The following is a 22,147-nucleotide window of genomic DNA, read 5'->3' as shown; positions in this document are numbered from 1 at the left end:
TCGCAGGCAGCCATTCGCACCCGAAATAGAAACTCGATAGACCGTCACTCTTGTAGGGTGGGCATCTTGCCCGCCCATTCAATAGAATAGAACGATCACACAGGTGATCTAACCCAACATCCTGAACACCTCAAGCGACAGCCGCTTCCCGTTGAATGTAAGTAGAGGAATCCCCTCGAATCGCTTCACTCTGCTGCCCTTGAATACTGACTGGCAAATCTCCAACGAGTGTCACCCGCTGCACCCGTCGGGCTTGATGACCAAAATCATCGATCGCGTAATGCTGTGTAGCTCGGTTATCCCAAAATGCAACATCACCTTCCTGCCATCGCCAGCGAACGGTATTTTCTAAACGAGTGACGTAGGACTGCAACAGGCGCAGCAGATCATGGGATTCACTGGTTGACAGTCCGCGAATCTGCCGGACAAAGCCGCCGATGAGCAATGCCCGTTCTCCTGATTCAGGATGAATCCTAACCACTGGATGCAGGGTTTCATAGACCGTGGAGGCAAAGATCTGATGGAATGCTTTGAGGCGATCGGAGAGGTCTACGGCCGCTTCTGCATAATCAAAGGCGTTGCTGTGAACTGCCCAAAGCTGATCGGCCAGCCCTTGCAAATGGGGCGGTAGATCCTGATAGGCAGCTACCGTATTTGCCCAGACTGTATCTCCTCCAACCGGGGGAATTTCTACAGCCCGCAAGATTGACCCCATCGGTGGGCGATCGACAAAGGTTACGTCAGTATGCCAGTGATTTGCCCGATTGACGTTACGACCATAATCCAGATCGAGAATCTCTGGATGGTTAGGAAGAGAAGGTACTGTAGGATGGGCTGTAGTAATTTCACCGAATCGACTGGCGAATGCAATTTGACCCTTTGCATCTAATGATTGATGACGAAAAAAGATGACTTTGTACTGCACCAACGCCTGACGAATTTCTCGGATTAATTCATCACTGAGACGTTGCTGTAATTCAACGCCAATAATTTCAGCACCAATCCGTCCGGCAACGGGGTGAACATCGAAATGTTTGAAGCTCATACGTTTCCTTCTCCTTGAATTTACGAATTCAGACTCACAAATCTAGACAAAAGCAGGCTGATCCATCCAGGCATAGCGACAACCACAGCCAAGCCTTCTGAAAGCTTAAATACGGTAAACCGATAAAGTTACCGTAATTTCTATTCCTTATCTTGTCACACCGCAAAGCGAAGTACAAGTTTTCATTAATTAGATTTATTAATTGGCAAATTGTATCCCGCTCACTTGCGTTTTTAGAACGGTTTATGCTGGTTGTCTGGAATATTTCAAAAATAGGGATCTGGCAATGCCAAACCCCTACACTGGAATGAAGATTTTCGCGTTTTAAGCGATTTCAGCTTTCTCTTGGCAATACAGTCACCAGTTGCGTGTAGATAGGCTCGATCGCCTCATTGGAACTAGGAGAAAGCCCATCGGCAAACAGTTGAAAAATCAGGCGATAGTCTCCAGCCTCTCTAGGAAAAGCGACTTGTCCCATCGCATCAGTTTCCTCACCCAATGTAGGGCTTCCTGATACATACAATTGATTACCGACTCGTAGCGTAGCATTCTGATCATCGCTGTCATAAAACCGGATTCTCAGCTTCGTTTCGCCTCGGTCGCCAATACCCGTCTGATAGCCAAACCATTGGGATTGTCCGGTATTTTTCAGCCCCACTCGTAATAATCTTCGCTGTCCCGCTCGCACCGTTAATCGATCGCCCACAGGTTCCCTTTCCCCCGATCGACTCTCTAATTCAATTTGTTTAACCGTTCCCTGGAAGTTCTCCAGGTAATGATCTCGGTCAGAAATGGGTGGATTGATTTGAGCGATTAAATGTCGAAGATGTCGCTCAATTTTGCTGTCTGCTAGCTGCCAAAGCCGACTTCGATCGGCTCCCAAAGGAATCGGGCTGGCTCCCCAACTGGTTTGGGTAAATGCGCCGACCGTTTGAATCAGGGTAGAGAGGATTAAGCTCAGGAGAAATACTGATAAAATGGGACGAGCAAATTTACTGGCGCGATCGAGTTTTTCAGCTAAGTTTGCTAAAAAGTAGGCAATCAGTAAGCCAGAAATCGGTAGTGTATCCGTCAACATTCTGGAACCAAAGGAATCATTTCCGCCCAGCCAGAAGATATAGAAACAGTAGTGCAAATACAGGGCAAAACAGGTGATTGCTAGACAAAGCATCAATGCCTCATCTCGGTTGGCTCTGCGCTTAAAGACTAAGTAGGCTCCAGGAATAGCAAACAGCAGCACTGGGGAGTAAATCAAAAGTCCATCACTGGGACTGATCAACAAACCCAAGGAGGCGGAGGTGAATTGCTCCAATGTAAAGGCGTAGGAAGATGCGCGTTCCTCCAGGTGCTTGATGTACCCACCGACCAGGATATTTTCCCAGCCAAAATAGTACAAATTCCAGCCCAGACTGAACAATGCACTGGGAAGCCCGAATATGAAAAAGATCGCTTCTTTGCGATAGGTGAAAATCACATACACCACGATCGCCACTGCAAACAAAGCACTGGTGATTCTGACCCCTGGGAATAACCCACAGAAAAATCCGGCTGCCCAGAGTAACGCTTTCCGCTTTTGCCCCTGGCTGCGTTCCAATTTGATTAAGCAGAACACAATGCTGATCAGCAACAGATTAGAAATGGTATGCTGCCGCAAATCCTGGGAGCAAATCACCCAGGTTCCAGTGGCAAAGGCAAACACAAAAGTAGATAGGAGCGCAACACCAGGACGAAACTTCAGTCGCACACAGCCATAAAAAATGACAACCGTTAAAGCTGTAGAGAGAGTTGCAGCCAGTTTGCTGAAACTGCGGCGGTAGGCGGCAAATTCTGAGCCAGTGACATCGGGAAGCGTTGCGGGAACACCAGAAATCACCCACTCAACCAGGCTGGCAATTTTAAGATAAATAAAAAACAGAACGTATAGTGGAAAAGTGACTAACGCTGTGCCGATCGGATATCTGGAAGATAAATGTCCGGTTGGAGATTCAATAAAGTAATAGGGAATACCGCCACCTTGATACAGGTAGCCCTCCCGGAAGGCATCAAAATTCAACGCATGGTTTTCCAACCAGTTGAATGCTAACAACGTATTTGTGACATTATCACTGGAGTCTAAATCGGTACGATTGTTAATCAGATAAACAAAAATGCAGGTGATAAAAATGAACAGACTGGTGGCAGCGATCGGACGTTTAGTGGCAAGCGATCGAATTGGATTGAAAAGTCTTTGCTCGATTCTGGGGAACAAAAAGTTACTCATTCGATTTCATCCCGTCGAAACCAAAAAATTGCTAATCTGCCGAATTCATCCCGATAAATTGCCCTCGCTTCAGGAGCATCAGGATTGTATAGATGCAAAATGATTTCCCTTTTCTGAGCATCACTTCCAGTCTGAGCATCACTTCCAGTCTGAGCATCACTTCCAGTCTGAGCATCACTTCCAGTCTGAGCATCACTTCCAGTCTGAGCAAACCCAACCACAACCCCATATTGATATGCCTTTTCATTCGTTGAAGTGGGTCGAAACGGCTGTTTGAGGCGCACAACGTCCCCCACCTTCACCTTCAAATTCCGATCGACTGTCGCACTGTTGAACGGGCGGGAACTTCTGTATTGAGCCATTCTAGAAAAGCAGGATTGACGGTATCAGGCGTGAGTTCGGCAAGGAAATGGGTGTAGGGGATGTGTTGACGCATCACTTCTGCGATCGACTCTCCATAGCGTTCCTGGGTTCTCACAATCAGCACAACCTCCTGTTCCTCAACAATGTTGCCGTCTCAGCGATACATGCAGGTAATGGGAAACCAGTTCACACATACGGCAATCCGCTGTTCAAGCAATGCCCGACCCAGCAAACGGGACTCTCTAGGGGTGTTGAGAGTAACGTAGTGTAGCTTCATGGGCTGATTTCCAGTCAATGGGTAACGACCTTTCTAAAAATACTGTATTTTGACCGATAAACCGTACTTTTTAAGAGTATCCCATAGTTACAGCGGATTCGGGGTTTATGAGGTACAGTAGCAGCAATGTGTAAACCAATTTTTGAGGTGTTCAGGATTCATTAACTCAAGTGCTATTCCGATTAAACCATCCACACCAGATGCAGTAGTTGGAGAAAATAGTCTCAGGAATGCTTTCAATTGTGACCACCAATGCTCAATGGGATTAAATTCAGGAGAATAGGGCGACAAATACAAAACACTGGCACCTACTGATTCAATTAAAGGCTCGATTGCTTCAACTTTATGAGCAGGCAAATTATCCATCACCACTACTGCACCCTCCCATAACTGCGGCAGCAGGAAATGCTCGATAAAAACTTTGAAGGCATCGCCATTGACTGAACCATCTAGTGTCATGAGAGCCAACACCTGCTTGCAACTGATGCCCCCAATCACACTCACCTTTTCACCTCGATAGTAGGGCTTAAAGTCATACGCTCTATCGCCTCGATTGCTTCTAGCATGGGTACGGGTCAACCCGAGTAGAACTCCCATCTCGTCTAGAAACACCAGGTTCTCTACCTCGATGGGTTTGACCTTCTCCCAATACTCTACTCTCAGCTTTTGCACCCGCTCTGTGTTCGCTTGAGTGCTGCGTAAGGTCTTTTTTTTCGCGTGAGTTGTTGTTTTTGCAAGGCACAGCACATGACACTGCGACAGACCCAAACGTTGTATTGCTCTCCAAAATACTCGCAATATTCTGCTAAAGTTGCGTCAGGATGGCTTTGTACCATTGCAGTTAATTCGCTACCGTACTCATCTAACTGTCCCTTCATTGTTCCACCTTGCTTCTTGGGTGCCAAGTGTCCCTGAGTTTTCTTAAGGAGGAGCAGCTTTTGGACATAGCTTTTCGCAACGCCAAACTGAGTGGCTACTTTTCTAATTGAAGTATCGCCTCTCTCATAAGCATTAACTATTTTTTCTCTCAAATCAACGGAGTAGGCTTTCATCGGGATTCTTGATACCTCTAATCTCCTTTTAAGTGTACCTCATATACCTCGAAAGTGCTGTATTTGGCAAAGGCAAGATTAACTCGTCGAGGTGCAACAATCAGAGCGGTTGTTGCAGTTAGCGGCGATCGGTAATGGGTGATGGGTAACAAGATTCACCGAATGTGAATTTTCTGGAACCTCTTGTGGAATGGGCATCTTGCCTGTCCTGAAGCAACAGGTAACTCAACTACCTACCCAATATCTACCCAACCGATCGCCCTTTACCTATTACCTATTACCTATTACCTATCACCCATTACCGATCACCCATCAAGACGGAAAAATCAGTTGAGAACCTAAACCACTGTAGACATATTGATCCTGGTATGCCTCTTTGAACAATCGGAACGCCAAATGTCCAGTGCAGTGAGCCGGAGCGACCAGTCGCACTCCCAAGTCATTTTTGACCTTATCAATTAAGGCTGTAATGTAAGCGCGATCGTAGGGAAACAGGTGAAAGCCGCCAATTACCGTGTCAACCTGCCGTCCGGTAACGGTTTGAGTTTCCTCAATCAAGTTTTCAACTCCTGTATGGGAGCAACCCACGACCAGCACCTCTCCTTCCGGCGTATCCAAAGCCAATGAAAGTTCAGGCAAGCCGTTGAGGGCAGGAGCTTCCGGCGAATTGGGTGGGTAGCCATTAAACCCACCGAGATAGGGTGATCGAGTCGCAATGATCTGAATGCCAGGCGCAACTTCCAAATCATCGTTCAGATATTCTACGTTAGTGGCTCCATAGAAGCGTCCACTGGGCACCACGTAGCGTTGAGGGTCAGTTGAGCCAAAGTACCGTTGCTCTGGCGGGAGTGCCTCCGCCGCATCGGGTTCGGGCACCCCAAAGGGAAAGTCACGAGGCGCACCCAGAACGTGAATATCATCCGGCAGGTAAAGCTTGACATCGGGATTAACCTGCACCAGATAGTCAAATCCGCTCAGGTGATCGGCATGGGGATGGGACAGGACGGCAAAATCGATCGTGCGGAGATCTAAACCTAATCGTTCTACATTTTGCTTGAACACATCGGCGTTGTTCCCAGCATCAAACAAAATGCGTTTGCCGTTGTACTCCACTAGCGCACTATAGCCCCAGTCTTCTGATAAATCCGATCGATCGCTAAAGGCATCATAGATATTGGTGATGCGGCTTTGCCCATCCGGCGGCGGTGAAGCCAGAACTCGATCGGGTTGAGCCAGGATTGTGAACGATAAAATGATCAGAAAGCTCACTACAAACAGTAAGTCAAACGGAAGAAAACGTTTCATGATTTGATCAACTCCTTTAACGTTGGAAACAACAGTTTTTCAGCATCATCCGGACAACAATCACAATTTAAGCTGGCTCCCTCCTTGAACGAATCAGTGACTTGCTGACTGCACTTCAGCATTAAGGGTAGGGTGATGAACAAAATGAACCCAGATACACATAAGCTGATGACTCCATCTGCCCAGCCCCAGCCCCAGGCAGAAACCACGATCGCCCCAATCAACACGCCGATCGAACTCACCGCATCTGCAACAATGTGCAAAAATGCACTTTTGAGATTGAGGTTGTGATGACAGCAGCCTTTTAACCAGAAGGCATTGACACTATTGACTCCCAGCCCAACGGCAGCAGTAAGCAACATCGGTAAACCTAAGACCTCCGTATCACCCGACTGCAACCGATGAATCGCTTCGATCGCCACCCAGAGGGCAATCACCAGCAAACTCCCGCTATTCACCAAAGCAGCCCAGGCTTCCGATTGAGGCGGTTGAGACGAGTGACTGGACACCAGACGCTCGCGCCGTGCCCATCCAGTTGCGAACAGGGTCAGCCCGATTGCGCCAATATCCGCGATCACATGTCCAGCATCCGCCATCAATGCCAGACTATGGCTCCAGCAACCCACGCCCATTTCCACTAGAAACAACCCGATGAGCAGGAATAACGCCGATCGCAGCCGGAGGAGGCTCTGCTGATTTGGATCATGAGTTTCTGAAATCGAGGGGAAAAATTGCCACAGAAAATCTGCAACCCTGCGCTCTTGAGGGCAGGACACTTCGAGGAGGTGCATCAATAAAATCCTGTAAATCTATCGATTTGCCGTATTTTAATTCAGCATAATTGCACAGATATTCATGAAACGCAAGTGGTTTTCCTCAAGTTTTCAGAGCCTTGAATCAATCAGGCAAAAGATTGAGCCGCTGCCAGAAATTCAGATTGAATCCAGCGATCGAGATCAATATCGCCTAAGTGTTCATTACCGGAAATTTGTTTCAAATGGTCAATATGTTGTCTTACCCAGTCTGGGCGAATTTGCGTTTCTGGAAAATACAATCCAGTCTGTTCCCGGTGGTATTGTCCGGAAAGGATATGGGAAATCACCTCTGGCGTTACCTTTAACCACTGGCTGACCAGCAGGGGAGCCGAAGCCGTATGGAAATACCAGTATTGGGCTGCCAGCAACGCTTGGAGGTAAGCAATCACCAACTCTGGGTAGCGATCGGCAAATTCCTCCCGCACTGCAATGCCGTGAAAAGCAGGGAACTCATGAAAGTGAGTATCTAGTAGGGGTTTGAAGCATCCACTGCGACGGGCAATTTCATGGAAGGGCGCAAAATGGGCATAGCCATCAATGGAGGCGGGCGGTTGGGGCATCCAATGCAGGCTTAAATCGGGATTGGGAGTCAGGGTGACATCGGCAAGCAATTCTGCCCGATGGAGCGATCGAATCATCATGCCGTGGGCGGACGAACCGAAGGGAACCGCAATCACTCGCCCCTGCAAATCGGCAATGCTGCTCAGGGAAGAATGGTTGGGCACGATGACGGCATTTCCGGAGCCACTGGGGTTGCTGGCAATAAAGCTAATCAGACGGGTTTTGCAGGCGGTAGAATCGGCTTCTGGTACAGCACTGAGAAGTAGCGGATAGTCCCCTAAAATACCAATGTCCAGTTGTGCCGATCGCAGTCTGCTAGCTATGGGCGCACCCGATGCAAAATCCTGCCATTGAATTTGATACTGGGTGGCACTGTAGCGTCCAGATTTGGGGAGGAAATGTTCTAAAAGTCCGAGTTTCTGAATGATTAACCCGGCAGTGACGGTGTGAATCGTGCCATTTTGAGTGCCGATACTTAGGGTCAGGACATCTGGACGGGAAGGAGCCGCACGGTGAGTCAAGCTGGGCGATCGCAGTCTTGCTGGGGGTGGGGGTGGCAAGGAACTGAAGGTTGTTGTTGGGTGTGCGATCGACGTTGGGGGGGCAGATTGGGCTGTCGTGTGAACGAGTCGCAGAAACTTTTGTAAGGGGTCAGAATCACAGGTTTTCGATTGTAATTTAGCCTCTGGATAGTTCTGGTTCTCGTTGGGACTGAGCAAATTTAACCGTTTGGGAGTCAGCAAAAACAGGTTGGCAGGAATGGGAAATTCCTGGAGGTCGATCGCCTGCATCAGGTGAGATTGGCATTCCATCGAGAATTCTAAACTAGATGCAAATCCCAAATACCCTCCTTGTAAAATGTAGGTTCGCATCAGGCTAACGCTATCAACCACTTCAAGATGGGCAAAGTCAGCCAGACTCCAACCCAGTTCAGATAAGCGCGTTTCAAAGACTAAACGGCTGGTGGTTCCGGTGGGCAAAAGTACCCAGGGTTCTTGCTGTAATTCCCTTAAACTTAACCAGGATTGCGCGGCTAAAGGATGAGATGCAGCCACCATCACCTGATAGGCGATCGTGTCAAGGGTTATAGCTGAAATTTCGGGAGAATGGGCAAAGCTGATTTCTGAAATTCCGCCATCAACCGCACCATTAGTTACAGCTTGATAAAGTAATTCAGGTGAATCGAAAGCAGTACATTGAGTTTGAATTTCAGGATATTCCTGTCGAAATTGAAATAGCAGTCTGGGCAACCATTCATCGCCAATTCCGGCAGTAAAGCCAAGTTGCAAAATTCCGATTTTGCCGCGTTTAATTTCCTGAATTTGATTTAATAATCGTGCTTCTAAGTGGATGAGACTGGGAGCTTCCGTCTGTAAAAATTCGCCCACTTTAGTTAGCTTTACTTTTCGCCCTAATCGATGGAATAAGGGCGTACCCAGCTCAGTTTCTAGAGCTTTAATTTTGGCACTGATGGCGGGTTGAGTCAAGTTTAACGCTTCTGCCGCCTCGGTAAAGCTGAGACAGCGGGCAACTTCTAGAAATACTTTGATTTGATAAATTTCCATGGATCGCCTCCAGTCCAACAACGAGAAGTAATAGATTATTCTTCGTAAAATAATAGAAAAGTTTTGGCAATTTCTATCTGTTATTCAGCAAATTATTCTAGCCTGTTTTTGACTCATCAAAATCTTTTATCAACTCATAAAAGGTGTGAATTGATAAATTGTAACTCAAGTTACATTTCGCCTTGGTTTTATCCATCGAATTGCTTATGATTAAAGTCGAATTAGGAATGAAGTTCATAGCTTGATTGATTTAGCTGAATACCGATCGCATTTCATCCAGAAGATTGAATCAAGGAGATGACTGTGCAGACGCAGTGGCTGAAAACAGATGTGCTGGTGATTGGGGGTGGCACTGCCGGAACGATGGCTGCCATCAAAGCCAAGCAGACCTATCCAGAGGGGGAGGTGCTGATTTTAGAAAAAGCGAATATTCGCCGCAGTGGGGCGATCGCTATGGGGATGGATGGCGTAAATACAGCAGTGATTCCCGGTCACTCTACGCCTGAACAATATGTGCGCGAAGTAACAATCGCCAATGATGGCATTGTGCATCAGCAGGCCGTGTATCAAACTGGAAGGTTGGGCTACGAGGTGATCCAGGAACTGGAAAGCTGGGGCGTAAAGTTTCAAAAAGATCCCCAGGGCAACTACGACCTGAAGCAGGTGCATCGGGTAGGGAAGTACGTATTGCCGATGCCCGAAGGCAAGGATTTGAAAAAGATTTTGGCGCGGCAGGTCAAACGCCACAAGGTACAGGTGACGAACCGGGTTATGGCAACTCGCGTCATGGTGCAAGATGGACGGGCGATCGGTGCGGTGGGGTTTGATGTCCGCAGTGGCGATTTTGTGGTGATTCAAGCCAAAGCCGTGATCCTTTGTACCGGAGCCTGCGGACGGTTGGGACTGCCTGCCTCTGGCTATCTCTACGGCACCTACGAAAATCCCACCAATGCCGGAGATGGCTACTCAATGGCGTACCATGCCGGGGCAGAACTGACCAATATTGAATGCTTCCAGATCAATCCCCTGATCAAAGACTACAACGGTTCCGCCTGCGCCTATGTTGCTAGTCCGTTTGGGGCATACACCGCCAATGCCGAGGGTTACCGCTTCATTAGTTGCGACTACTGGAGTGGACAAATGATGCTGGAGGTCTGGAAAGAGCTAAACTCTGGCAACGGTCCCATTCAACTGAAAATGACCCACCTGGACGAGGATACGATTTCTGAAATTGAATCAATTCTCTGGTCAAACGAACGCCCCAGCCGTGAACGCTTTCACGCCAACCGGGGAGAAGACTACCGCACCCACGGCGTAGAGATGAACATTTCCGAGATTGGCTTGTGCAGTGGGCACAGTGCCTCTGGGGTGTGGGTGAATGAACGGGCGCAAACCACGATCGCCGGACTCTATGCTGCGGGAGATCTGGCCAGTGTGCCGCACAATTACATGATTGGAGCATTTGTGTTTGGTCGGATTGCCGGAATCGATGGCATGACCCACGGGCGGGACTTGGATCATGTTGCACCCGATCGAGAATGGCTGGAGGCAGAGCAAGCCCGGATTTACCGACCGCTCCAGCAACCCGACGGTATTCCCCATACTCAGGTGGAGTACAAGCTGCGACGCTTGGTGAATGACTACCTGCAACCGCCCAAGGTGAGCCACAAGATGGACATTGGGCTAAGGCACTTTGTCCGCTATCAGGAAGTACTCGATCAAATGGGGGCACGCGATCCCCACGAACTAATGCGCTGCATGGAGGTTCACTTTATTCGTGACTGTGCTGAGATGGCAGCAAGAGCCTCTTTGTATCGCAAGGAGAGCCGATGGGGATTGTACCATTACCGGGTGGATTATCCAGAAAAGAACAACGAGGAATGGTTTTGTCATGTCAATCTGAAGCGCGTTGAATCAGGCGACATGATTCTGTTTAAGCGTCCTGTGGAACCCTACATCATCCCTGTGAATCTGAATCAGGAAATCTACGATGTGGCGGTTCGCTAACCAACGAAGTGAATCATTGGGAGATGAATCATGGCATTAACTAATCAACGGGTGGATGTACCTGTCATTGTAGACGAATCGAAATGTTTGGAAAAATGTAATGCCTGTATTGAGGTCTGTCCATTAGACGTGCTGGCGAAGAATCCAGAAACGGGCAAAGCCTATATGAAATACGACGAGTGTTGGTTTTGCTTGCCCTGTGAAAAGGAATGTCCGACGAACGCGATTACGGTACAAATTCCGTTTTTGTTGCGTTGAGTAGGGGCGAAGCATTCGATCAAGCTATTTTTGCTGTCACCAAAACTCTGTTTGCCGAATGCTTCGCCCTTACCAAGACTGGGGGGGTAAGATGCCCACTCCACAACCGTAGAATCATTTTCAAAAGAGACACCATGTACACCGAAGAATTAGACCCGGAACTTCAGCCGTGGGTGGAGTTGCTCCGATCGCCTGATGTGAACGATCGGTTGGTTGCTGTGAAAACGCTCCAGCATTTAGGCGATGAGGGGGCGATCGATTTCTTGCTAGCCGCATTACAAGATGAGAGTCCTGCGGTGCAAAAACTGGCGGTGACTGCCCTGTGGGAGTTTGCCAATCCGGTAGCAGTGCCTGCATTGATTCAGTGTTTGGCATCTGCGGATGGCGACATGCGGGATGAAGCTCTGTCTGCCCTGAAAGAACTGGTGGCTCCCGATGATTTGCTGCAACTGCTGGATGCGCTTCAGCAGCCGAATATGAATATGCAGTTGAATAGCTTGATTCTGCTGCGGAAGATCCACGATGTTCAGGCATTGCCTTTCATTTTGCCCTTCTTTGAGTCTGAGCAACCTGCCCTCCGAGAAGCGGCAGTGACAACCCTCCGCTATCTAAATCAGGTATCTTGCTGTCAACCCGCGATCGCCCTATTATCTGATCCGGATGCCACAGTCCGACGGGCAACTGCGCTCACGTTAGGACACCTGAACGACACCGAAGTGATCCCAGCCCTCTGTCAGGCATTAACTACTGACCCCGATTGGCAGGTGCGCCGGAATGCTGCCCAATCCCTCGCCCTCCACAATGCCCCGGAGGCAATTCCCGCCTTGGGACAGGCACTTCAGGATGACCACTGGCAGGTACGGAAGTTTGCGGCACGGGCATTACAAACCACGGCAGACGATCGAGTGTTGCCCCTTTTAGTTCAGATATTAACCGATGAATACGCTGATGTGCGACGAGATGGGGCGGTGGCTCTGGGGAATTTAGGCGATGTTTCTGTCCTGCCTGCCCTGCACCAAACCCTGGATGACCCCGATATGGAGGTTCGCATCTTCTCCCAACGCGCCATTCAACAACTACAAGCCTCAACCTCTGCAACTCCCAACAGCTAAATCATCATGGCTAATCATTTTTCTCCCTTGCTCCATTCTGTTCCGTCTGAAGCAGATCAAGTCGATCAAAATGTTGATCCGATCGCCATCTCTCGCCAACAGGAAGCCATCCAATGCCTGAAACAGACGATCGTGCCCATCCTCAACACGGATATTGTGCGGTTGGGCATGGTGCGGAATTTGCGAATTGTGGATGACTATCTGTACCTGCGGCTCTATGTGGGTAGCCACCAGTTAAGCTTACAGGCGCAAGTGCAACAGGGATTGTCGTCCCTATCCTGGTGTAAGAAAGCCTATGTGCAGCTCTGTACGATTCCGGGCGTTCGCACGACGCTGGCGGTTTCCAGTGGCAAGGGGGGAGTCGGCAAATCAACCACAACCGTAAATCTGGCAGCAGCCCTAACTCAGACAGGGGCAAAAGTGGGGATACTGGATGCAGATATTTATGGGCCAAACGTGCCGCAAATGTTGGGGTTAGGGCAAGCCAGTATTCAAGTCATAGAGACTCCCCAGGGACAGCGATTTCGTCCTCTGGAGTCCCACGGTATCAAACTGATGTCTGTCGGATTATTGGCAGAACCCGATCATCCGTTAGCATGGCGTGGGCCCGTACTGCACAAAATCCTGACCCAATTCATTGCAGAAGTTGATTGGGGGGAGTTGGATTACCTGCTGATTGATTTACCTCCCGGTACAGGCGATGCCCAAATTACGATCGTCCAGGAAAGTCCAATTTGCGGGGTAATTCTGGTTACAACTCCGCAGCAGGTCGCAGTCGGTGACGTTCGCCGCAGCATTCATCTGTTTCGTCAGGTGGGCGTTCCGGTTCTGGGTTTAATTGAAAACATGAGTTATCTGATTTGCCAGTGCTGTGGCGATCGTACTCCCATCTTTGGTCAGGGCGGAGCAGAACAATTGTCACAGGAACTTCAGGCTCCTATTCTCGGACACATTCCTATCGATCCTCGCATCTGTCAAACCGGCGATCGGGGTCAACCCTTACCCTTCACCGACACCAATGCAGTCCTCTCCCAGGTGTTTCAAAGCATGGCGATCGGTTTAAACACCACATTCTACGGGCAAATTGCTCGAACAGAATCAGCGACTCTTTTGCAGTCTTGAAGCATTCAATCATTCATACCGCTTGCGGGACGGTCATCACTTGGAATGCAAATTGAATCATCTGAAATTCTTGTGGGGTGGGCATCTTTCCCGCCCATTCAATTACTTTGTTTAGGAACGCGATCGTGAACCAAAATTAACTTTACTGCCAACCCTACTACCGTCACAATAAAAATACACTTCAACCAAACATCATCCAACCTCAGCGCAAATTGTCCACCCATTACGCCACCAACAAACATGGTGATTCCCAGAATAAAGCCAAGCTGATAGTCCAGAATTCCCTGCGTTGCAAAAATCACCACTGCCACCAGACAGGAAAAGACATTCACCAACTTGGTAATGCCGATCGCCTCTACGAACGACATTCGGAACAGGGTAATGTACGCCACCGTTAGCATCGTGACATAGCCTCCGCTAAAAAATCCCCCATAGATGCCCAGTCCAAAGGTCACGGCATAACCCGCCAATTTCGCCAATCGGGACGGTTCTCCACTGACGGGTTTAATCCCAGCATTCCAGTTCAGAAGCGAAAATAGGGCAATCATCAGCATGAAGCCAGAAATCAGCGGCGCGATCGAGGTTGCGGGAATCACCAACACCAGCAATGCCCCCAGAATAGAACCCGCCAAGGTCAGACTGATCAAACCGGGCAACCGCTGGCGATCGATGCGCTGACTCTTTAGAAACGGCAGGGCACCCCCCACACTCAGCAGCAACAAGGCAAACATATTCGTGGCGATCGCGGTGCGGGGTTCAATCCCCATCTGCAACATTACCGGGACGGTAATCAACGAGGTGCTGCCTGTGACGACGCTGATCAGACTGGTGCCAAAAAACACAGCGATTAACAGGAGCAATTGGGGAATGGGCAAAGAGGCAGTGAGCATTGGCAGTTAGGGCGATCGGTTGGGTTTAGGGTTGGGCAACTGAGCCGGGGTTCTGGGTTTAATCACTTGGGCAAGCATTGACTGGATGACTGCGCAGGCAAGATGCCCACAAAAACTCCAGATGATGCTTTGCATTTCTTGAGTGATGCCACGAAGATACAGCCATCCTGCCATACTGTGGCAATTTTGATCAGGCACCGTGAGGTGCAGTCATGGACTGCACGGTTGGACACTGTACGGTTAGACACTTTTCAAATTCGCCCCATATCGGTATGATAGCCAAATACTGTAAGCCGATAGATTTACAGTATATTATTTTGAGTTGCAGGTGAGATCGTTGAATTCCCTGAGTCCCTGCTCATCGATCGCCCTTCCTGTCCCACGTTTTTCAATCTTTGCAGTCCCTTCCTACTCCAGAACCCTTGTGAACTGACCATGACTGACTCCTACCGCTTCGAGACGCTTCAGGTTCACGCCGGACAAACTCCCGCCCCCGGAACCAACGCCCGCGCCGTGCCCATTTACCAAACCACCTCCTACACCTTTGACAGTGCAGATCACGGAGCCAATCTCTTTGCCCTCAAGGAATTTGGCAACATCTATACCCGGATCATGAACCCCACCACCGATGTGTTTGAAAAGCGGATTGCGGCATTAGAAGGGGGAGTCGCAGCCCTGGCAACGGCAAGCGGGCAGGCAGCCCAATTTTTAGCCCTCAGCACGATCGCCCAGGCGGGGGATAACATCGTCAGCACCAGTTTCCTTTATGGGGGAACCTACAACCAGTTCAAGGTGACATTGCCGCGATTGGGCATCCACGCCAAGTTCGTGGAGGGGGATGAGGCGGAGGATTTTCGGCAGGCGATCGACGAACACACCAAAGCCCTCTATGTTGAAACCATCGGCAATCCCCAGTTTAATGTGCCGGATTTTGCTGCCCTGGCTCACGTCGCCCATGAAAACGGCATTCCCCTGATTGTCGATAACACCTTTGGCGCAGGGGGCTATCTCGCTCGTCCGATCGAACATGGAGCCGACATTGTGGTGCAGTCTGCCACCAAATGGATTGGTGGTCATGGTAACTCGATCGGTGGCGTGATTGTCGATTCAGGTCGATTTGACTGGGGTAATGGCAAATTCCCCTTGTTTACTGAACCCGCCCCTGGCTATCATGGGCTGAATTTCTACGAAGCCTTTGGACCCCAAAGTCCGTTGGGCAATATTGCGTTCATCATTCGCGCTCGCGTGGAAGGGCTGCGGGATGTGGGCGCGTCCCTAAGTCCGTTCAATGCCTTCCTGCTGCTGCAAGGCTTAGAAACCCTCTCTCTGCGAGTCCAACGCCATGTAGATAATGCCCTGGAACTGGCGCAATGGCTCCAGCAACATCCCCAGGTGGAGTGGGTCAATTATCCTGGACTGCCAGAACACCCCTACCATGAACGCGCCAAGAAATACCTGCGGCATGGGTTTGGCGGAGTCTTAAACTTCGGCATCAAAGGCGGTTTGGAGGCAGGACGATCGTTTATTAATCACGTTAAACTCGCCAGCCATTTAGCCAATGTGGGTGACGCGAAAACGTTGGTGATTCACCCCGCCTCCACCACCCATCAACAACTGAGCGAAGCAGAACAGCGATCGGCTGGCGTTTCGCCTGACCTGGTGCGGGTTTCTGTCGGCATTGAACACATCGACGATATCAAAGCGGACTTTGAGCAAGCGTTTCAGGCTCTCTGATGAACTATGAACTATCAATCGTTCATTTCGCCCCACACCCGATTTCATCATCTGTCTGAACCTTTTGTGCTGGAATCGGGTGCAGTGTTGCCGAAAGTTCAAATCGCTTACCGCACCTGGGGACAGTTGAATGCTCTTGGAGATAATGCCGTGCTCGTTTGCCATGCGTTGACGGGTTGGGCTGATGCAGATGATTGGTGGGAACCGCTGTTTGGAACCGATCGCACCTTTGATCCAACGACCGATTTCATTGTATGTAGCAACATTCTGGGAAGCTGTTACGGCACCACGGGACCCACCAGCCAGAATCCGGCTACGGGGCAAGCCTATGGTTCCCAGTTTCCTGCTATCAGCATACGCGACATGGTGAAGCTCCAGGCTCGGTTACTGGATGCGCTCTCTGTCTCTCGTTTAAAGCTGGTAGTTGGCGGTTCCCTGGGCGGCATGCAAGTGCTGGAATGGGCACTTCTCTATCCAGAACGAGTGGGGGCGATCGTTACCATTGCGGCATCGGGGCGGCATTCAGCCTGGTGCATTGGGTTGAGTGAGTCCCAACGACAGGCAATTTATGCTGACCCGAACTGGCAGGGGGGCAATTACAGCCCAGAACAGCCTCCGGTGAATGGTTTGGCGATCGCCCGCATGATAGCCATGAGTACCTACCGTTCCTGGTTCAGCTTCGAGGAAAAGTTTAGTCGGCAACGGCAGGCAGAATTCCCCGATCAACCCTATGCGCCCGCTCAACCCTATGCGATCGTCAATTATTTGCAGCATCAGGGACAGAAATTGGTGGAACGGTTTGATGCCAATACTTACATCACGCTGACCCAGGCAATGGACAGCCACGATGTCGCTCGGCAACGGGAAGAGTATCAAACTGTACTGGCTCAAATTACCCAACCTGCGCTGGTGGTGGCGATCGATTCTGATATTTTGTATCCCCCTGTGGAACAGGAAGAGTTGGCAAGTTCCATACCCCAGGCTCAGTTAGCGCGGTTGTCTTCTCCTCACGGTCACGATGGATTTTTGATCGATGTGGATGAGTTAAATCATCTCATCGTCGCGTTTCAGCTTCAATCTACTGTCAGAAGGGAAACGGATAAAATGCCCATCCCACACTAATCGTTTAACGAATGACGATCAGATTCAACCCAAACCGTTTGACAAGTAACTGACTCTCAATGGATGAAGCTTTTCAGCCACAAACTCACCAACTGCGTAAATCTTCTCACTTTTCCATTTCAAATCCTTTGCATCCTTGTTGTTTTCCGGGTAACGAAAAATCTAGTTTTGCACGTTTGGTGATCTCCTGTTGAGAAAACATCGCTAGATCTTTTTGCATTGCTAGTCTAGCTTGGTCAGATAGTAATTCACCTCCAATGACTTCTTTTGCGATCGCAGCAATTCGACCTAAATATTTCTCAGATTTGTTAAGCTCCCAAGCTGCTCGGTACCACTTCCAAAGAATATGGGGAATCTGCCTATTCAACTCCGTCTGTAATGCTTGCTCTGGGTATCCGTTGTTGATCAACCGATCGCGCAGAAGCAATTCAGAAATGGCTACAAGAATCGGATCAGCAGGACGAGGAGGAAGAACCGCTGTTACCAGAGTGGGTGAATACGTTACAGCGGGCAAGATTGCTCCACCCTGAAGTCACGCTGGAAGCTCAAAAGCGCGTCCTCGATTATTTTTCACTGACAGATGGTTACAGTGTCCGGCGAGAATTGGCACTCCTGCGGCTGGCTCAGGCAAATGCCCAACTTACAGAAGCAGGTCAGGTGACAGCTCAGCAGGTGGATCGGGCAGCACAGATGATTGGACTGGAACAAATAAAGTCATCTCTGGATATAAATTCCAGAAAATCTGAACAACCGATCCAACCCGAATTCTCCCCTAATCCAGACTCCTCTATTAGGAAAACTGGAGCTGAAGACCAGGTTTTGATAAAAGAACGGGCACCTGCTCCAATTCAGGAACCTGTCTATGCTTCTGACACGACAGAAACTTTGCCGTCGCAGCCGATTTTGATGGATGGTGCGATCGCCAATCCCTATCCTGAGGACACCACGCCCGTTCAGCGAGAGGCGGCTTCGCTACGATTGCCGATGCGACGGTTCAAAAATGCGGTGACAGGACGGGGAGCGATTGTAGGAGTTGAGCCAGCAACCACACCTCAGGATTTGGCGATCGTCAGTACCCTTCTGGAAGCCACGAAATATCAGCAGATTCGGCGATCGGCTTGGCTGGAGCGGCATGGCTCTCCAGGCGATCTGGTGGAGTCTGGGAGTGAAGCCAATCTGAATGGGGAGCAATTCTCCTGCGAGGCCGTTTCGCGATCGCTCATTCTGCAACCGACGGACCTGCGGCGATATCGTCGGGCAGTGGTGCCAGAGCAAATGTTGATGCTGGTCATGGATTATACCTGTCTACGGGAGTGCCAGTGGCAGGCAGCATTGTTGCCCTATTTGCAGTGGGCGTACGTTGAACGTGCCAGTCTTTGCCTGATTCAAGTCGGTGCGGCAAGGGCAACCCAGGAACTCCAGGCGGAGAAGATTGTCGCGCAGAATGTTTTGGTACCCAGAATTAGCAATGGGCTAGAGGTAAGTGGAGGACAGGCAACACCACTGGCGCATGGACTGGATCTAGCATTGCAGACGTTGCGCCATGCTCTGCAACACGGGCGGAGTGCCGTAAGACAAGCCGTATTGGTTGTGGTTAGCGATGGGCGCGGGAATGTACCGCTCAAGGCAAGTCAGATGAATCAGAAGCCTGAGAAGCCCGTGAATCGTCAGGGAATCGAGGATGCGTTGCAAGTGGCGCAGCAGATTGCTGGTTTGAAGCAGGTTAAAGCGGTGGTACTGAATCCGCAACCAAAGTACTACGCAGATCTGCCTGTAAAGTTAGCGCAGGCATTAGGGGCAAAGATTGCGGCAATTCCATCGCTCAGGGATTGGGAGGTGGATAAGTAATGTCTGGGAACCTCCGCCAGTCGATTGTACAAAGTGGCAGTATCCGACAAACGGGTGCGTTGCCTACTGCGATCGCACAGGCAGAAGTTCCTAAACCACCTGTGTCTGCACCCTATGAAGGAATTGAAGGCGGAACGGCAACTGATTGGGCAGTGATCTTGACTGCTTTGGGCGTGGAGCATAAAGCCATTGAAGCCCACCTTGAACCCATCGGGCAAGCCAGTCGCCTATCAGAAGAGATTCACCCGAATGGCACGATTTATACGCAGGGGCAATTTAAGGCTCACAACTGCACCTGGAATGTGGCGATCGCCCAGATTGACATGGGAAATGCCAGCGCAGGCATAGAAGCTGTTCGTGCCATGATGCAGTTTAATCCCAGAGTGATTTTGTTCGTAGGAGTTGCGGGAGGCATTAAAGACGTGAAGGTTGGCGATGTTGTAGCGGCATCCATCGTTTATAGCTACGAGTGTGGCAAGGTTATGGACGATTGCACTCTCCCTCGACCAAAGCTGGGAGAAGCGGATTATGACCTTAAGCAACGGGCACAGGCAGAAGCCCGAAAGGATGACTGGCGTGAACAGATTCACTCAGGTTCTTCCTCTGATGCTGCTCCCTCTGTCTATGTCAAACCGATCGCAGCGGGAGAAAAGGTGATTGCGTCACGTCAGGCTGAGGTTTATGAGTATTTGCGAGAGTACTATGATGATGCAATCGCCGTTGAGATGGAAGGGTTTGGCTTCCTGAAAGCAACCCAGCAAGTTAAAAACGTTTCAGCAATGGTCATTCGAGGTATCTCAGATCTGCTGGATGGCAAGAATGATGATTCAATAGAACCGGAACAGGTGCGGCAGGAGAGAGCAGCCCATCACGCCAGTGCTTTTGCGTTTACGTTGCTGGCGAAACTGGATGGCGAGGGTGTAAATGAGCGATCGGAGGTGTATCAAACCACAGCGCAGGTCGCTCTTGATAGTACTTTGCCAGAAGACATGATTAGCCTGAACGTTCAGGCGCTGCTGGAGGAGAATCAGTATTATATCCATGCCCATCATGGAAAAAGGACGTTTACCAACCGGGGACAGTTTGACCGATCGCTCATGAACTTGCATCAGCAGATAGAGGGCAATCTAACTGCTGATAATTTGTTGAGCGCGATTGATGACTGCAATGCCAGAGTTAAAAATTCGGTTGATTGCCTTGCAGGTCAACTTCTGGCATGGCTCCACCGACAGCAAAATGACTCGTCGGATCAGATTCCGTGTTTGATGATTGATGAGCGCACTGAGTTTGAGATTCCCTGGGAGTTGTTGGAGTCAGGGGCAAAGCCTGTCGGGGTTGCGTTTCAAACTGTGCGGCAGCGGCAGATGGAGTCAGAGGTACTGCCCGTGAATGCTTGTTGTGGAGGCGGCGTTCTGCTGTATGCCCATGCAAAATATGGGGGATGGCAGCGGTATCAGCGGCAGCAGTTTACGGTGTTTCAAGAGTTTTTGAGCTAAATGCAAAAACCAGCAAGTGAGTTTGGGCTGGTGTTTATTGATGGGTTTAGTATTGAGGAACCGTTGAAGATTAGCCCAACTGCATACATTAAACGATCGAAGCTATTTAGGGGAGGAACGAGTATTGTGTTTATCAGCGGACAGCTTCATCTGGATGCAGCGGTTGGTTTAACGCATCGAACGCTGTTGACTAATTTTTTGGAGCATGGAGCAAAAGGCATTGTGGGTACGTTGAGACGGCTCGATCGCACAAGGGCAAAAGCAGTTGTGGAGCAATTTTCGGCAGAACATCGGCAACATCCTGAATGGACGGTTCCTGAAATTTTGCGACAGCTCCGCGAACGGGTGTGGGAGGCACTGGAAGATGAGGTGAATGAAGACAACCTGTGCTGCCTATCTGGCGACCTTTTTGCATGTCTACTATGGCAATCCTATGACCCGATTGCAACTGACCCTGTCCCCTTCCTGACCGCCACTTCTCTGACCACTCCTAACCCATCGCCAACCATGACTTCCTCAAACACCCTTCCTATTCCCACTTTTACGCTGGAGCCAACCACACTCAAACGTTGGACGGTGCAGGACTATCACCGGATGAGCGAACTGGGCATTCTCGACCCCAATGAACGAACGGAATTAATTGCTGGACAGATTACACTGATGGCTGCCAAAGGAACTCCCCATGTCACCTCGCTACACCTGCTGGCAAATGCCCTGCGCGACCTGCTGGGTGCCACTGCCTTAGTTCGGACTCAAGACCCGATTCAACTAGATAACTTTTCGGAACCAGAACCGGATTTGGCGATCGTTCAAGGAACCATTTTAGATTACGTGGATCATCATCCTCGCCCCAATCAGGTTTATCTCATCGTAGAAGTAGCAGACTCCACCCTCAAACAGGACTGCGAAATAAAAGATAAACTCTACGCCCAAGCCAACATCATCGAATACTGGGTGCTAGACCTGAAAAACCGTCAACTCCACCTCTTCCGCAACCCCACCTCCACTGGCTACACCAGTCACCTCATCCTCACCGAACCCAACGAAGCTTCTCCCCTATCATTTCCCGATATCATGCTCACCCTCACTACCATCCTCCCACCTATTGCTTAGACTGCCACTATCCCAAAATCCAAAATCCAAGATCTAAAATCTAAAATCCCCATGTCAAACGCTCCTCTCCTATCGGTTAAGCCCATTATTACCTATCCGCGTGAAGCGCAGGTTGGGAAGACTTATTTGATGACGATCGATCTGCAATCGGAGGAGGGATTTGAGTGGCAGTACGAGGAAGAAGAGTATCCAATCTACTGCA

Annotated in this window: 19 protein-coding genes and 1 pseudogene; 9 read left to right on the top strand and 11 right to left on the bottom strand. The window is 49.8% G+C overall.

Annotated features, from left to right (window positions below; all coding sequences use genetic code 11):
* Nucleotides 1–130: 130 nt before the first annotated feature.
* The 9 genes and pseudogenes from ACM1PF_RS26170 to ACM1PF_RS26130 form a co-directional block, all read right to left on the bottom strand.
* Nucleotides 131–1,045 (bottom strand): TauD/TfdA dioxygenase family protein, encoded by a 915-nt coding sequence (locus ACM1PF_RS26170; protein ID WP_416668787.1) that lies wholly within the window; start codon nt 1,043–1,045, stop codon nt 131–133.
* Nucleotides 1,046–1,379: 334 nt separating this feature from the next.
* Nucleotides 1,380–3,305, bottom strand: a complete 1,926-nt coding sequence (locus ACM1PF_RS26165; protein ID WP_416668785.1) for a hypothetical protein — start codon at nt 3,303–3,305, stop codon at nt 1,380–1,382.
* Nucleotides 3,302–3,667, bottom strand: coding sequence for a hypothetical protein (locus ACM1PF_RS26160; protein WP_416668783.1), 366 nt, complete (start codon nt 3,665–3,667; stop codon nt 3,302–3,304). Before ACM1PF_RS26160 ends, ACM1PF_RS26165 begins: the two co-directional genes overlap by 4 nt.
* Nucleotides 3,610–3,945, bottom strand: a pseudogene (gene cutA / locus ACM1PF_RS26155) (divalent-cation tolerance protein CutA). The gene ACM1PF_RS26160 and the pseudogene cutA overlap by 58 nt, the downstream one beginning before the upstream one ends.
* Before the next feature lie 105 nt (nt 3,946–4,050).
* On the bottom strand, nt 4,051–4,617 hold the full coding sequence (locus tag ACM1PF_RS26150; RefSeq protein WP_416666323.1) for an IS630 family transposase: 567 nt from the start codon (nt 4,615–4,617) through the stop codon (nt 4,051–4,053).
* The gene (locus ACM1PF_RS26145; protein WP_416666324.1) at nt 4,605–4,997 is read right to left on the bottom strand and encodes a helix-turn-helix domain-containing protein; all 393 of its coding nucleotides are present in this window, start codon (nt 4,995–4,997) and stop codon (nt 4,605–4,607) included. The genes ACM1PF_RS26150 and ACM1PF_RS26145 overlap by 13 nt, the downstream gene beginning before the upstream one ends.
* A 312-nt stretch (nt 4,998–5,309) precedes the next feature.
* The gene (locus ACM1PF_RS26140; RefSeq protein WP_416668781.1) at nt 5,310–6,302 is read right to left on the bottom strand and encodes an MBL fold metallo-hydrolase; all 993 of its coding nucleotides are present in this window, start codon (nt 6,300–6,302) and stop codon (nt 5,310–5,312) included.
* Nucleotides 6,299–7,093 carry a cation diffusion facilitator family transporter gene (locus ACM1PF_RS26135; protein WP_416668779.1) on the bottom strand — a complete coding sequence of 265 codons (795 nt, stop codon included), beginning with the start codon at nt 7,091–7,093 and terminating at the stop codon, nt 6,299–6,301. Before ACM1PF_RS26135 ends, ACM1PF_RS26140 begins: the two co-directional genes overlap by 4 nt.
* 110 nt (nt 7,094–7,203) lie before the next feature.
* Nucleotides 7,204–9,243 carry a LysR family transcriptional regulator gene (locus ACM1PF_RS26130; protein WP_416668777.1) on the bottom strand — a complete coding sequence of 680 codons (2,040 nt, stop codon included), beginning with the start codon at nt 9,241–9,243 and terminating at the stop codon, nt 7,204–7,206.
* A gap of 297 nt (nt 9,244–9,540) precedes the next feature.
* On the opposite strand from ACM1PF_RS26130, the gene ACM1PF_RS26125 reads away from it, so the two are divergent.
* The 4 genes from ACM1PF_RS26125 (at nt 9,541) to ACM1PF_RS26110 (ending at nt 13,742) form a co-directional block, all read left to right on the top strand.
* Complete coding sequence (locus ACM1PF_RS26125) at nt 9,541–11,250, top strand: fumarate reductase/succinate dehydrogenase flavoprotein subunit (protein ID WP_416668774.1); 1,710 nt, start codon at nt 9,541–9,543, stop codon at nt 11,248–11,250.
* 30 nt (nt 11,251–11,280) lie between these two features.
* Nucleotides 11,281–11,508 carry a 4Fe-4S dicluster domain-containing protein gene (locus ACM1PF_RS26120; RefSeq protein WP_416668771.1) on the top strand — a complete coding sequence of 76 codons (228 nt, stop codon included), beginning with the start codon at nt 11,281–11,283 and terminating at the stop codon, nt 11,506–11,508.
* A gap of 134 nt (nt 11,509–11,642) precedes the next feature.
* Nucleotides 11,643–12,620 (top strand): HEAT repeat domain-containing protein, encoded by a 978-nt coding sequence (locus ACM1PF_RS26115; protein WP_416668767.1) that lies wholly within the window; start codon nt 11,643–11,645, stop codon nt 12,618–12,620.
* Between the two features lie 6 nt (nt 12,621–12,626).
* Nucleotides 12,627–13,742 carry an Mrp/NBP35 family ATP-binding protein gene (locus ACM1PF_RS26110; RefSeq protein WP_416668764.1) on the top strand — a complete coding sequence of 372 codons (1,116 nt, stop codon included), beginning with the start codon at nt 12,627–12,629 and terminating at the stop codon, nt 13,740–13,742.
* A 98-nt stretch (nt 13,743–13,840) separates the two neighbouring features.
* Here ACM1PF_RS26110 and ACM1PF_RS26105 read toward each other — a convergent pair whose 3' ends face one another.
* Nucleotides 13,841–14,632 carry a sulfite exporter TauE/SafE family protein gene (locus tag ACM1PF_RS26105; protein WP_416668761.1) on the bottom strand — a complete coding sequence of 264 codons (792 nt, stop codon included), beginning with the start codon at nt 14,630–14,632 and terminating at the stop codon, nt 13,841–13,843.
* Nucleotides 14,633–15,067: 435 nt separating this feature from the next.
* Here ACM1PF_RS26105 and ACM1PF_RS26100 point away from each other — a divergent pair, with 435 nt between their 5' ends.
* Nucleotides 15,068–16,366 (top strand): O-acetylhomoserine aminocarboxypropyltransferase/cysteine synthase family protein, encoded by a 1,299-nt coding sequence (locus ACM1PF_RS26100; RefSeq protein ID WP_416668758.1) that lies wholly within the window; start codon nt 15,068–15,070, stop codon nt 16,364–16,366.
* 6 nt (nt 16,367–16,372) lie between these two features.
* Complete coding sequence (gene metX / locus ACM1PF_RS26095; protein WP_416668755.1) at nt 16,373–17,488, top strand: homoserine O-acetyltransferase MetX; 1,116 nt, start codon at nt 16,373–16,375, stop codon at nt 17,486–17,488.
* 106 nt (nt 17,489–17,594) lie between these two features.
* On the opposite strand, the gene ACM1PF_RS26090 is transcribed toward metX, so the two are convergent.
* Entirely contained in the window at nt 17,595–18,002 is a 408-nt protein-coding gene (locus tag ACM1PF_RS26090) for a hypothetical protein (protein WP_416668752.1), read from the bottom strand.
* On the opposite strand from ACM1PF_RS26090, the gene ACM1PF_RS26085 reads away from it, so the two are divergent.
* From ACM1PF_RS26085 to ACM1PF_RS26075, 3 genes are read left to right on the top strand one after another with little or no spacing between them, the layout of a single operon-like run.
* Nucleotides 17,981–19,336 carry a hypothetical protein gene (locus ACM1PF_RS26085; RefSeq protein WP_416668750.1) on the top strand — a complete coding sequence of 452 codons (1,356 nt, stop codon included), beginning with the start codon at nt 17,981–17,983 and terminating at the stop codon, nt 19,334–19,336. The two genes, ACM1PF_RS26090 and ACM1PF_RS26085, sit on opposite strands and share 22 nt — an antisense overlap.
* Entirely contained in the window at nt 19,336–20,832 is a 1,497-nt protein-coding gene (locus ACM1PF_RS26080) for a 5'-methylthioadenosine/S-adenosylhomocysteine nucleosidase family protein (RefSeq protein WP_416668747.1), read from the top strand. Before ACM1PF_RS26085 ends, ACM1PF_RS26080 begins: the two co-directional genes overlap by 1 nt.
* Nucleotides 20,833–21,945, top strand: coding sequence for a Uma2 family endonuclease (locus ACM1PF_RS26075; protein ID WP_416668746.1), 1,113 nt, complete (start codon nt 20,833–20,835; stop codon nt 21,943–21,945).
* Nucleotides 21,946–22,147 lie beyond the last annotated feature (202 nt).

It is taken from the genome of Egbenema bharatensis FJBBOT/2019 (assembly GCF_048077055.1).
GTDB lineage: Bacteria > Cyanobacteriota > Cyanobacteriia > Elainellales > Elainellaceae > Egbenema > Egbenema bharatensis.
Note: the sequence above shows the minus strand (reverse complement) of the source record. Positions and strands in the feature narration are given on the sequence as shown.

Excerpts from the sequence above, each read along its gene's own strand:
- ACM1PF_RS26105 (WP_416668761.1), bottom strand. The coding sequence starts at position 14,632 with ATGCTCACTGCCTCTTTGCCCATTCCCCAATTGCTCCTGTTAATCGCT.
- ACM1PF_RS26130 (WP_416668777.1), bottom strand. The coding sequence starts at position 9,243 with ATGGAAATTTATCAAATCAAAGTATTTCTAGAAGTTGCCCGCTGTCTC.
- ACM1PF_RS26110 (WP_416668764.1), top strand. The coding sequence starts at position 12,627 with ATGGCTAATCATTTTTCTCCCTTGCTCCATTCTGTTCCGTCTGAAGCA.
- ACM1PF_RS26135 (WP_416668779.1), bottom strand. The coding sequence starts at position 7,093 with ATGCACCTCCTCGAAGTGTCCTGCCCTCAAGAGCGCAGGGTTGCAGAT.
- ACM1PF_RS26125 (WP_416668774.1), top strand. The coding sequence starts at position 9,541 with ATGACTGTGCAGACGCAGTGGCTGAAAACAGATGTGCTGGTGATTGGG.
- ACM1PF_RS26160 (WP_416668783.1), bottom strand. The coding sequence starts at position 3,667 with ATGGCTCAATACAGAAGTTCCCGCCCGTTCAACAGTGCGACAGTCGAT.
- ACM1PF_RS26170 (WP_416668787.1), bottom strand. The coding sequence starts at position 1,045 with ATGAGCTTCAAACATTTCGATGTTCACCCCGTTGCCGGACGGATTGGT.
- ACM1PF_RS26100 (WP_416668758.1), top strand. The coding sequence starts at position 15,068 with ATGACTGACTCCTACCGCTTCGAGACGCTTCAGGTTCACGCCGGACAA.
- ACM1PF_RS26080 (WP_416668747.1), top strand. The coding sequence starts at position 19,336 with ATGTCTGGGAACCTCCGCCAGTCGATTGTACAAAGTGGCAGTATCCGA.
- ACM1PF_RS26120 (WP_416668771.1), top strand. The coding sequence starts at position 11,281 with ATGGCATTAACTAATCAACGGGTGGATGTACCTGTCATTGTAGACGAA.
- ACM1PF_RS26115 (WP_416668767.1), top strand. The coding sequence starts at position 11,643 with ATGTACACCGAAGAATTAGACCCGGAACTTCAGCCGTGGGTGGAGTTG.
- ACM1PF_RS26165 (WP_416668785.1), bottom strand. The coding sequence starts at position 3,305 with ATGAGTAACTTTTTGTTCCCCAGAATCGAGCAAAGACTTTTCAATCCA.
- metX (WP_416668755.1), top strand. The coding sequence starts at position 16,373 with ATGAACTATCAATCGTTCATTTCGCCCCACACCCGATTTCATCATCTG.
- ACM1PF_RS26145 (WP_416666324.1), bottom strand. The coding sequence starts at position 4,997 with ATGAAAGCCTACTCCGTTGATTTGAGAGAAAAAATAGTTAATGCTTAT.
- ACM1PF_RS26140 (WP_416668781.1), bottom strand. The coding sequence starts at position 6,302 with ATGAAACGTTTTCTTCCGTTTGACTTACTGTTTGTAGTGAGCTTTCTG.
- ACM1PF_RS26075 (WP_416668746.1), top strand. The coding sequence starts at position 20,833 with ATGCAAAAACCAGCAAGTGAGTTTGGGCTGGTGTTTATTGATGGGTTT.